General features: G+C 39.7%; 11 protein-coding genes. 7 read left to right on the top strand and 4 right to left on the bottom strand.

Annotated features, from left to right (window positions below; genetic code table 11):
* Window positions 1-213 precede the first annotated feature (213 nt).
* The 3 genes from EV213_RS10535 (at window position 214) to EV213_RS10525 (ending at window position 3,091) form a co-directional block, all read left to right on the top strand.
* Complete coding sequence (locus EV213_RS10535; RefSeq protein ID WP_133580496.1) at window positions 214-990, top strand: alpha/beta fold hydrolase; 777 nt, start codon at window positions 214-216, stop codon at window positions 988-990.
* A gap of 80 nt (window positions 991-1,070) precedes the next feature.
* Entirely contained in the window at window positions 1,071-1,937 is an 867-nt protein-coding gene (locus EV213_RS10530) for a GNAT family N-acetyltransferase (protein ID WP_133580495.1), read from the top strand.
* Between the two features lie 614 nt (window positions 1,938-2,551).
* Window positions 2,552-3,091 (top strand): GNAT family N-acetyltransferase, encoded by a 540-nt coding sequence (locus tag EV213_RS10525; RefSeq protein WP_341770338.1) that lies wholly within the window; start codon window positions 2,552-2,554, stop codon window positions 3,089-3,091.
* A 249-nt stretch (window positions 3,092-3,340) separates the two neighbouring features.
* Here the strand turns inward: EV213_RS10525 and EV213_RS10520 are convergent, their stop codons facing one another.
* On the bottom strand, window positions 3,341-3,829 hold the full coding sequence (locus tag EV213_RS10520) for an AAA family ATPase (protein WP_133580493.1): 489 nt from the start codon (window positions 3,827-3,829) through the stop codon (window positions 3,341-3,343).
* A 368-nt stretch (window positions 3,830-4,197) separates the two neighbouring features.
* On the opposite strand from EV213_RS10520, the gene EV213_RS10515 reads away from it, so the two are divergent.
* Together EV213_RS10515 and EV213_RS10505 are read left to right on the top strand one after the other, a co-directional pair.
* Complete coding sequence (locus EV213_RS10515) at window positions 4,198-4,710, top strand: GNAT family N-acetyltransferase (RefSeq protein ID WP_133580492.1); 513 nt, start codon at window positions 4,198-4,200, stop codon at window positions 4,708-4,710.
* 757 nt (window positions 4,711-5,467) lie between these two features.
* Entirely contained in the window at window positions 5,468-6,247 is a 780-nt protein-coding gene (locus EV213_RS10505) for an SDR family oxidoreductase (RefSeq protein ID WP_133580490.1), read from the top strand.
* A gap of 212 nt (window positions 6,248-6,459) precedes the next feature.
* On the opposite strand, the gene EV213_RS10500 is transcribed toward EV213_RS10505, so the two are convergent.
* Window positions 6,460-6,891, bottom strand: a complete 432-nt coding sequence (locus tag EV213_RS10500; RefSeq protein ID WP_133580489.1) for a GNAT family N-acetyltransferase — start codon at window positions 6,889-6,891, stop codon at window positions 6,460-6,462.
* 324 nt (window positions 6,892-7,215) lie between these two features.
* On the opposite strand from EV213_RS10500, the gene EV213_RS10495 reads away from it, so the two are divergent.
* On the top strand, window positions 7,216-8,457 hold the full coding sequence (locus EV213_RS10495) for an ISL3 family transposase (RefSeq protein ID WP_133580488.1): 1,242 nt from the start codon (window positions 7,216-7,218) through the stop codon (window positions 8,455-8,457).
* A 231-nt stretch (window positions 8,458-8,688) separates the two neighbouring features.
* Entirely contained in the window at window positions 8,689-9,231 is a 543-nt protein-coding gene (locus EV213_RS10490) for a hypothetical protein (protein WP_133580487.1), read from the top strand.
* 341 nt (window positions 9,232-9,572) lie between these two features.
* Here EV213_RS10490 and EV213_RS10485 read toward each other — a convergent pair whose 3' ends face one another.
* Window positions 9,573-10,646, bottom strand: coding sequence for a phosphotransferase enzyme family protein (locus EV213_RS10485; protein ID WP_133580486.1), 1,074 nt, complete (start codon window positions 10,644-10,646; stop codon window positions 9,573-9,575).
* Window positions 10,647-10,740: 94 nt separating this feature from the next.
* A complete protein-coding gene (locus EV213_RS10480) occupies window positions 10,741-11,226 on the bottom strand; it encodes a GyrI-like domain-containing protein (protein WP_133580485.1) in 486 nt (161 codons plus the stop codon).
* Window position 11,227 lies beyond the last annotated feature (1 nt).

Below are 11,227 nucleotides of genomic sequence, written 5' to 3'. Positions count from 1 at the left end.
ACCGGCCGCCTCCCTATGTCTAAATGTATATAATTACCAAATGGACAGATCGCCTTTCGTTCAGGTTCTCCTTTTTTTGCTTTACCCGCGATGAATAGAGAACAGAATTTTATGAAATTATTTATGCAACATTAGTGACATAGCAAGTAATATGAATCAAGCTATTTTATTGAACAATTGAGGTCGGAATATATAAGAAAATAGGTGGGGAATTTGGCTTTGCATTTTCAGGAATATGGTGATAAGGATGCTCCATTAATGATATTTTTGCATGGTGGAGGAGTAAGTAGTTGGATGTGGGATAAGCAAGTTCAATACTTCACTGATTACCGTTGTGTAACTATAGATCTACCAGAGCAAGGGTTAAATGATCAGCACGAAGAATTTTCAATAGAGTATAGTGCACATAAGATTATCGAGTTAATTGAGTTGATCAAGAACAATAAGAGTATCACAGTTATTGGTTTTTCATTAGGTGCACAAGTGCTCGTTCAAATGTTAAGTATGAAGCCAAACCTCATTGATTACGCCATCATAAACAGCGCTTTAGTGAGACCCAATAGGTTTGGCAAGAATTTGATTAGTCCTTTAATCAAATTAGCATTTCCATTGGTTAAACATCGAGCTTTTTCAAAACTCCAAGCAAAAACGCTGTTTATTAGCAATGAATACTTTGAAAAATATTATAACGAAAGTCGTCAAATGAAGCGAGATACGCTTGTTAGGATATTAAAAGAAAATATGTCATTTGAGATACCTAATGATTTTAACAAAGCCAGTGGGAAGATATTGGTTACTGTCGGAGAGAAAGAAAAAACGGTTATGAAAAAATCAGCAATTGATTTAGCAGAAGCGAATCCAAATTGTACTGGTGTCGTAATCCCCAGGATGGGCCATGGAATGCCTTTAGCAGATCCAGAATCTTTTAATCAAATGATTGAAGAATGGATTAAGAAAGACAATGCGCCTAAAGAAGCAATAAAAATTTGAAGTTAAGTCAAAAAAAATTTAAACAATAACAACGCATTGGGCTAGGGTAGAAAAAAGCAATTCACGAGGAGGTTAGATAAATGAGTAAACCTGTAATGCGAATTTACAAGGATTCAAATGATTTAAAACAAATGCAGAAACTCACACAAGCTATATGGTCACTTGATCCTAATTACCATATAGGCGATCTAGCTTGGCAACGCTACCGACATGTTGGACGCGAGGATGATTGGAATACTGCCATTTGGCAAATCGATGGGAACCCCGTTGCTTGGGGATGGATTCAAACACCTGGTGAGTTAATCTGTCAAGTTGATCCCAATTTTCCTGAGGTGGCTAAGGATGTCATTGACTGGTTTGATAAAACAACGAAAACCAATGAGCATAAAGTGACTGTCTTAGAAACAGAGCCGCATCTTATTTCAGTCTTAGAAGATTCTTTATACCATCCATTACCAGGAAATCCAGAAGTCCTCACAAAAATTTCATTGGATCGTTTTTTATTCCCTGTTCACTTGCCAGATAAGTTTAAGGGTCGCCATATCAAAGGTTCTGAGGATTTAACAAATCGAGTGGCCGTACATAAGGCTGCATTTCATAAAACGAGAGTCACAGAAGAAAGTTACTTGAACGTTATGAATGCCTATCCTTATGATTCTTCTCTTGATTGGGTAATTGAATCCCCAGATGGTGAGTTCGTAGCATCTTGTTTAATTTGGTTTGATGAGGTGAACAAGGTGGGTTTACTGGAACCTGTTGGAACGGATCCGAGATTTAGGAGAATGGGGTTAGCCAGTTCAGTTTGTAAGCTTGCTCTCAATGCGTTGATTGAAAAGGGGGCAAAAACGGCAGTTGTTGTTTGTACTTCCCCAGACGTATTTGAGCTTTACAAGTCTATTGGATTTGAACAATTCGCTCAAACAAAATCATTTCATCGTATAAAATAGAGCCAGATTGAAGCGGGTTTCGTAAAAGAAACTTCAACAATGTGTTAGGCAATGTAGAAATGCATAACATTGCAATTGCACCTACACAGTAATGCAACTTGACATGGAGCCTCTATGGGCGTGCACTTTACGCCAAGAAGCCAAGCGCCATAAGGCATTGGCTTAGCCAAATAGGCTAGCACGCCCAACTCTCCATGTAAAGTTGCAACGAAATATTGGCTTGCAAAGTTATGCACTTTTGTTTTGCACTACACAAACAATCGGTCGCTTTAATTGAGCAACGAATAAAGCCTAGTTAAATTTGAAATTAGGCTTTTTATATTTACTTATAGTGGTGCAATATTGCGTTGTGCAATTTATCTTTTAGGCTATGTTAAACTTTGTTGTTGATATTTGATGTATACGAACTAATGTTCTGTAACAAGGGTAATATCACTGTTCGGAGATGATTTACCCATGGATTTAAAGGAACTAAAGAGGCTTGCTGATACATTGGGACGATAACGGTTTTGGTGAAAGTGCTTGTTTACTGTAACCGAAACGAATACCAAACTTCGGCTTTCTGCTTATTTTTGCTAAGCTAACTGGGCAGGATAAGGAATTTTTAAAAGGTTATTGATACGATAGAAAGGTGGGAGATTCTGATAGAAACAAAACGTCTTATTATTAGAGAAATGGTGCAGTCCGATTATGATGCATTGTGCAGAATATTGTGTGATGAGGAAGTAATGCGTGCTGCTTATGAAAGTGCATTCAACTTAGAAGAAGCACAAAATTGGCTTAACAGACATCTTAAAAGATATGAAGAATATGGTTTTGGACTTTGGGCTGTTGTATTAAAAGAAACAAACGAAATGATTGGTCAATGTGGCTTGACAATGCAAGGCTGGAGAGAAAAAGAAATTTTGGAAATAGGATTTTTGTTTCAAAAAGCGTATTGGCACAAAGGTTACGCAACAGAAGCGGCAATTGCTTGCAAGGAATACGCTTTTTCAGTTCTTAATGCAAATAGGGTTTATTCTATTATTAGGGACACAAATATGGCCGCTCAAGAAGTTGCTGTTCGAAACGGTATGAATAATATTGATAAAGATACTAAGAATTTTAGGAATATAGATATGGAATTTCTTCTGTATTCTGTAGAACGAACATAATGAGCAGGTGAAATTGAATCCAAATTGCAATTCCTGGGGATGTCACACACGAAATTGCCATTAGCAGAGCTTATCCTAAATTTCTTTTTTGTCTCAATAACATAAGTTTACTAGCTAATTGAGATATTTTTATTTAACTTCCGATAATAAATATTATGTTAACTTATTTATTTTTCAAATATACGATGAAGCAATCTTATCTTCCTTTTTTAAACACTCTAATCGTTTCTGCTGTGAGATTCGTTTCTCTTAGCTGCTTTGACGAATGATCTTATTAACGACGTGCTCGACCGATTCGTTAGCGTCGATGATTATCCCGTTTTTCGGAATGTCTTCTTTCGTTTGATGCAATCGCGCAATGAGCTCTCGTTCTGTTTTCTTTCCACCCCACTCATTTTTCGGTCGCTCGTCCAGCCGCCGGTTCAACGTGTCAAGGTCGACCTCTAGGACAAACACGCCATCAAACAGATCGATGAACTTTGTAAAGTTTCTAGAACCACCACAGAAAAATGTTACCACATTCTCCTGGTTTGTGACCAATGCCTTTACTTTATCTACATGCCAAATGTGGTGCTCGTGCTTGGCACCAGTCGTCTCTGCACCAGTTTCCGGATCGCCTTGATAAGCCAATTCACGGTCTCCATGAATAGCATGGTAGCCGCGCCGCTGTAATTCGTTACAAACCGTAGTCTTGCCCGTGCCAGATACGCCTTCAATCAGATAATTCTTAATGCCCATTGATAGACCCTCCATTTAAATGAATTACAAAATTATCGTGGTATTAGTAATGACCAAGATGGAAAACAACGGGTAAAAGGCGTGTACCATATCCAGAACCCACAGTCGCTTGAAGAAACGGATGGACCGCTTTAATAATGTTGCAACCAAATATTTGCAACATTATTTGGCATGGTTTCTTTTTATAGATAGCAAGGAATATGAAAATACCTCATCGAATAAGAAGAATATGTTGGTGAAATTGTGCTTGTTTACTATAACCGAAACGAATACCAAACTTCGGCTTTCTGCTTATTCTTGCTAAGCTAACTGGGCAGAACAAGAAATTTTTGGAAGGTTATTGATACACAGAGAAAGGTGGGAGATTTTTGATAGAAACAAAACGTCTTATAATTAGAGAAATGGTGCAGTCCGATTATGATGCATTGTGCAAAATATTGTGTGATGAGGAAGTAATGCGTGCTGCTTATGAAAGTGCATTCAACTTAGAAGAAGCACAAAATTGGCTTAACAGACATCTTAAAAGATATGAAGAATATGGTTTTGGACTTTGGGCTGTTGTATTAAAAGAAACAAACGAAATGATTGGTCAATGTGGCTTGACAATGCAAGGCTGGAGAGAAAAAGAAATTTTGGAAATAGGATTTTTGTTTCAAAAAGCGTATTGGCACAAAGGTTACGCATCAGAAGCGGCAATTGCTTGCAAGGAATACGCTTTTTCAGTTCTTAATGCAAATAGGGTTTATTCTATTATTAGGGACACAAATATGGCCGCTCAAGAAGTTGCTGTTCGAAACGGTATGAATAATATTGATAAAGATACTAAGAATTTTAGGAATATAGATATGGAATTTCTTCTGTATTCTGTAGAACGAACATAATGAGCAGGTGAAATTGAAAAAGAATTCCATGATGAACCTATATACTGTTTGAAATGTAGCTGCGGGAGACGATAGCTTAATAAACCGCCTTTCAAGCAAAGTGGTTTTCTTTCATAAAAAAGCGCTAAAACATGATCATCATTACATAAATCACTTTCAATCGAAGATAAAAGTTCTTTTCGATAGACCGGCAATTGTGAATCCCTCTGTTCGTTTTTACTTACAAATCCCACACATTAAAAACCACTCCCTCACCTTGATTGGTGTATTCAAACAATATTCGCTATTTACTGCGTATTTCCTTTAACTATCTCCAATTAGAATCCCATATCCCATCTTTTCTAAAAACATCTTTAGATGACTCCTTCTTAAACAAATCACTCTGTTAGACCTTCTTTTCTCCTAGCTAAAAATAAGAATTTCGACAGTTCGAATTTTTCTATGTTATGCCTTGACAAAAGTCGAATCTAAACTCTAGTATATTTATTGGAGATGTGGAAAGGGGACTTGTTGGACGATGTGTACTTTCATGTAATGGTTATTAAAATTGAATCGCTCGGATTGGTGTTATAGGTAAAGCCTATACGCCTTGTTTATTCTGTCGAGCGGCAACAATTTAAGGGGCAGCGAGAAACCGCTCACATAAACTAGGATGCTTCTTTTTGCTGCATCCACTTTTTCTCGTTCTATTAGGGACAATGCCGTCTCCAATGAAAAACGGCTTTCTCGCCCGCCTCACAAAATCGGAGGAATTCGAATGACCAAATTACATGGAAAAACCGCGATCGTGACAGGCACAAGCCGCCCCGGCGGCATCGGAGCTGCTGTTTGTCGTGCTTTGGCCAAAGAAGGAGCTAACTTGTTCTTTACTCATCTGTACCATTATGATAAAGCCGAAAATCTCGGGAATGTTGATGAGAACTGGCCAGATCTCTTTGCCGAAGACCTTAGATCCTATGGCAATAAGGCAGCGCATATGGAACTCGATCTTACTGACCCCACTTCCCCATCGCAACTTCTTGAAGCGGTTAGATCCACTTTGGGGTTGCCAACCATTCTCGTCAATAACGCAACTTACAGCGTTTCAGCTGATTTCCGTCAATTGAACGCCTCTCTAATCGATGCGCATTGCGCCGTGAACATTAGAGGTACGTTCATGCTATCAGCTGAATTCGCACGAATGCTGGAGGTTGAGCAATCCGCGATGGCAGGTCGTATCATCAACTTAACGTCCGGGCAAGGGAAGGGACCGATGCCGGGCAATCTCGCGTATGCCGCGACGAAAGGCGCCGTCTCCACCTTCACCGAATGTTTAGCTGCCGAGCTGGCGCCGTTAAAGATCACTGTAAATGCGGTTGACCCTGGACCAACCGACTCGGATTGGATGTCAGAAGAGGTAAAAAGAGCCCTGCTGCCGCAATTTCCTATGGGTAGGATCGGACTTCCAGAAGATGCGGCGCGGCTGATTGCATTTTTGGCAACAGATGATTCCCAGTGGATTACTGGCCAGATCATTCATTCAAGAGGCGGCTACTAATTAGGCATTCCGTTCATGTATTTAACAGGAGACGTTATATATACTTTGTATCAATAATAAAAAGCGAGCCCCATTTGGAGAGCTCGCTTTTTATTATTGATTAGTGTGTGTTTTGGTACCCCTGATTGCAACTACTTTTCTCAACGAATTCAGCCATACCATTAATTATTTGCTACATGTCTAAAAAGCCTAAATACTGAATGAAAGCCCCGTTATTTCAAGCTTTTTCGGAACGAAATACAGAATTTATCTAAACCAATTGTATTCTCATAAAAGTCGTGGGCTCTACTACGATGAATACCAGATTCGAGGGCAATATGATCGCAATCTTTATCCGTCGCGTAGGTCTCTAAAAACCCCATTAACTCTTCCCCATATCCATGTGACCGCTTTTGTGGCGTAGTCACTAGATCTAAAACAAATAGATGTTTTTTATTATAAAAATTGTATCGAATCGCAACTCCAGCTAGCGCACATAGATCTTCAGAGCTATCGTACAAGGCGAATAGCATATAGCCTTCTTCCTTCATCATTTGATAACCGCTTAAATACTCTTCTTGAGAAAGATCTGTTCGAAGTTCCTTCATCACATCATAAGCATCCACGATTTCATCGGTTTCAACCAATTGTTTGATTGTACTCATTTCAATTCCCCTTCTCTATCTTTAATGCTCAGCAATATAAGGACAGTCTCCGCATTTTCTTACGTTCTTCATTCTATAAAAGTTCTTTATTCCTATAAAAATCATGAAGGGAGCTAGTCCAATTTCTACCGAAGACGCCGTCCTAACTTCTTTTTTGCTCAAGATTCTGTTAAACTTTGTTTGTGAAACCATAAATATACATCTTATTAAACAGGCTCAATGTCATAATCAGTGCTTGACAATATAACATTCTCTAAGTAATAGAAAAACATCTGCCATTCCTGTAAAGTTGTAAGTCCGACCAAACAACAAAGGAATTGACAGATGCAGACTCAGTATATCAATGAAATGCTTACCATACCAGAGGTAGAAATTTGCCAAGTCATTTGTGTAACAGATGATGAGGTTCACCTGAAAATTAAACCCGTTGCCTATACTCAGTGTTGCCCTAGCTGCCATTCGGGTGAGGAGGTCATTCGTAAAGGCAGTAATGGTTCACGCACCGTCCGTCATTTGTCTATCTTTGGTAAGAAGACCTACCTTCAAGTCCCTTCAATTCGACTGTATTGTGTGCTATGTCAGGTGGGGTTTGTTTGGTCCTATGGGTTTGTCGGACCGAAAAAGCGATATACATGGCTATTTGAGAACCAGGTCACGGAACAGTCTTTCGGTTCAACCGTCGCCCACAGTGCTCTCATGCAACAAACGCCAGCGAGTACCGTCCAGCGGATGCATTGTGCAGCCATCCCCTTGGAGAGTGCTCGATTATCAGAACAAGCATGGCATCAAGCCAAGGAAAGCAAAGGACTTGTCTTAGGTGTTGATGACTTCGCTATTAAGAAAGGACACCGCTATAATACAGGAATCCATGATCTAAAGGGAGGCACCATGCTAGACCTTCTCCCAGGACGTACTTTGAGGGATCTAAGAGACTATGACACACAACACCCGATATTTCGGCAACTGAACCCAAAAGTCGTTGTCATGGATCTGGCTCCGTCCTATCATAAATGGATCAGCGAGTGTTTTCCGAATGCCATAAGAACCGCTGATCGATTTCATGTGCATGGGTATGTCATCCAGGCGCTTCAAACCGTTCGGAAATCCGTCCAAGGAGAACTTCCTCCTAGAGCAAAGACCTTATTGAAAGCGAATCACCAGCTGCTGAATCCCCAGTGGAATTTACTTCAGGAGGAAAGCAAGAAAAGGCTTAAACAATTGCTTAGTCTTTCTCCACTTCTATGTTCCGTTTGGGAATGGAAAGAAGCATTTACCGCCTGGTACGATGAGTCTCCTGACGTCTTGATCGCCACCCGGAGATTTAAACAGTGGTGCGAGCAAGGGGAGCGAATTGGGCACCCCGCTGTGACACGCGCATTAAAAACGATGCATAACTGGCAAGAAGAAATCATTAATTACCATCGTTGCCGCTGGACCAATGCGACTGTCGAAGGACGGCATAACCGGATCAAAGCGTTTCAACGACGGCATTATTTCACGAGAAACCACGACTATTACAAAGCGGGAATTTTAGTTGAGTGTAATCGCCATCAACTTTCAGGGTAAAGTGTCAAGTACTGATTTCGAGGTAGAGCCATTAAACAAAACCTAAAATCGAATCAAATAGAGTCAACACGTTTGCTAATTACTTTATCAGCCACGTCTAAGATCGATTTACAAGATAAAGATAACACATGTCTCAAAATCGATACAATTCATTTTGACGGACAATTTAAACTTGTGGGATGATTTGAAAATAGTACGAATATAAAACCCTAATGCAAAGGAGTTTTTCCAATGAAAAGAAAATCAGTGATAATTTTAGCACTTATATTATTTTTAACTGTAGTTTCATCCTTTGCAATAGCTAGCCTCGGTCCAGAAAATACAACAGATGAAGTCAATGAAACGAAAGCGAATCAATCTGAATTGGCGAACAGAGAAGCTCACGGTGAATTGCTAAGTGAGGGTAAATTGGGCAATGAAGATGTGAATGTTGGGGGCGAAATTGGCAAGTTTAATGTGATCCTTCTTGATGACGTAAGTGTCAGTGGAAAATTTTTCGGTCCTGATTGGGATCTAGCACCAGGTAATGGGGATGAACTTAATGTATTAGTTAGAAATAATCACGCTTCAAGTCCTGTAGAATTAGAAGTAATTTACACTCCACTTGAAGGAATTGTGCAAGAGTTTGGACCTTATGAGATTGACCCTAGTTGGCGGAGAACCCAAAATTTCACCATGACAGATGGTAATGGGATGGAGGGTAATTGGGAGATTTATATTACTTCTCAGGACGGTCACACCATGAATCTCAATGTAAGTGCCGGACAATTTTAGTTAATTTCATTCTCGGTTTAGAAAAGTGCGGCTACGTGGATTATGAGTTGGCTATAAAAAACGAGCCCTTTTGCAGAGAGCTCGTTTTTTATGCAAGGAGTTGCGTATGTTCTGTGGTTTTTTTCAATTACCGAATTGTAACCTTTCAACGAATTCAGCTCTACTCTTTTTTAATTCATGAGGCCACCGCACCTGCCCTATCTGAACAAGCAGATGCTTCATGGTCATTGTTAGCGCGATAACCGCTCTAACCGGCAGCACATTTTTAACTAAATGTGTTGCCACCTCTTGCTTATAAATCGGCGTTCCAACAACCGAGTCTAATTTCTCCGTGTACTTATTTAGATCTTTCGTTCCTCATACTCAAATGGTTCTTCATGCGAGTAAATATCATGAAAAAATCCTAAATACGTGATTTCGTCTTCAAGGCATTTTATGAGATATGCCAACTCTTCATCACATCCCAACTCGTGCCCACTCTTCTTAAAGCCCTCAAATGCATCGACAATATTTTCTATGAGGTTTATTTGGATGAATAAAGGCAATTTATCTAACATCGAAGATTCGATGTTGGTCTCAGATGTGTATCCCTCAAGTGCTGTTCTGAAATAATCATCCATAAAATTTTTTCGTTTATCAGCGTCTGGTTCAAATTGCGTCCAGCCCATCCCCTGTGTCCAGAGACTCGCTAGGTCAAACATATACCAGCAGTAACACGAATTATCGAAATCATAGACAGTGATTTGCCCACTGTCAAAATCAATCGAATAATTGCCATCGTTGAAATCGAAATGGACCATACCGAAAGAATCTCGGCTCCTATCCAATTGTTCTAAGGTTTTAAGGAGACCTAGCATCTTTTCCTTTAGCAGTGATAACGTACTAGGTATCAGGTTATCGATATATTCGGCATTGAATTTATCAAAAAAACGATACCGTTGATGGACGGGAGCATATCCTTTTGACAATTGGTGCAGCTTCCCTAACGTTTTCCCGCAGTTATAAAAATATTCGTTAATGGGAACACCTTCGCGATATTGATAATGATTTTCTACAAGCCTTATTCCCCTAGCCTTCTCAAACAGGCAGATATAAAAGGTTTGATTGGCATGACTTATTTCTTCTAATAGATTCCCATGCTTAGAACGAATAACATCTGCAACACTGCCACCGTGGTCGAAAAGATATCTAATATACTCAACTTCGGCAAGAAAATCTTCCCGGCTTCGGTCAGTCAAGAAAGCGATTCTAAGAATCTTTGTGTTGGCATCCTCATTCTCACAGGTGTAGACAACATTCCGCCCTCCTTCATGAGCCGGAATCCGCTGAATGCCATAACTCTCTAATTCGTAAAGCTCTGATACGGATCTAAGTAGACTGGTATCTATAATTGAAACAGCGTCATTATAGTTCATATAAGCCCCTTTTCGCAGAAATTTCTGAGTTTCGTAACGGTACAATATTAAAGTACCAAAATACGGATACGTGTAATGAACTTTTTTGATCATTTTACCTCAAGCGAATGGGTGCAAACCATTCCATTTGACAATATTGTCCATCATACGTAGAGGTATCGATCTTTTCGATGTAAAAATCGGTATCTAGAAGCTCATATTTCCCCTTTTTCTCCATGCTAAGTTCATTAATGGCATTATAAAGAGCCTTTGCACGTTGTTGGTCGATTTCCTCGTAATGATGGTTACGAATATAACGAAAACCAACGCACAAGGAAGCAGGAATGGTATCACTCGCAAAACCGTTTGGAATATCGCTTAGATGCTCCACGCGCATAGAGGGTAGATAGGTTGTCCAACTAAATGATGGATCGTGTGTTCTTGTTAAACCGTAATAGATATCGGTTTCTAATGGATTCAGCACTTTTTGCCGGTCATTCCACCAAAACTGCTTAGCAGCTTCCGGGGCTTTCGTCAAAGATTCAGCGATCTCAATTCGATGCAGCCGTCCAACTAAATGAAATGTTGGAATGACGACCATA

This window comes from Aureibacillus halotolerans, from assembly GCF_004363045.1.
In the GTDB taxonomy this organism is placed as follows: domain Bacteria; phylum Bacillota; class Bacilli; order Bacillales; family DSM-28697; genus Aureibacillus; species Aureibacillus halotolerans.
Note: the sequence above shows the minus strand (reverse complement) of the source record. Positions and strands in the feature narration are given on the sequence as shown.

What these genes read in the sequence shown, in the direction of transcription:
- EV213_RS10530 (WP_133580495.1), top strand. Translation starts at nt 1,071, where the DNA reads ATGAGTAAACCTGTAATGCGAATTTACAAGGATTCAAATGATTTAAAA.
- EV213_RS10520 (WP_133580493.1), bottom strand. Translation starts at nt 3,829, where the DNA reads ATGGGCATTAAGAATTATCTGATTGAAGGCGTATCTGGCACGGGCAAG.
- EV213_RS10505 (WP_133580490.1), top strand. Translation starts at nt 5,468, where the DNA reads ATGACCAAATTACATGGAAAAACCGCGATCGTGACAGGCACAAGCCGC.
- EV213_RS10500 (WP_133580489.1), bottom strand. Translation starts at nt 6,891, where the DNA reads ATGAGTACAATCAAACAATTGGTTGAAACCGATGAAATCGTGGATGCT.
- EV213_RS10495 (WP_133580488.1), top strand. Translation starts at nt 7,216, where the DNA reads ATGCAGACTCAGTATATCAATGAAATGCTTACCATACCAGAGGTAGAA.
- EV213_RS10490 (WP_133580487.1), top strand. Translation starts at nt 8,689, where the DNA reads ATGAAAAGAAAATCAGTGATAATTTTAGCACTTATATTATTTTTAACT.
- EV213_RS10485 (WP_133580486.1), bottom strand. Translation starts at nt 10,646, where the DNA reads ATGAACTATAATGACGCTGTTTCAATTATAGATACCAGTCTACTTAGA.
- EV213_RS10480 (WP_133580485.1), bottom strand. Translation starts at nt 11,226, where the DNA reads ATGGTCGTCATTCCAACATTTCATTTAGTTGGACGGCTGCATCGAATT.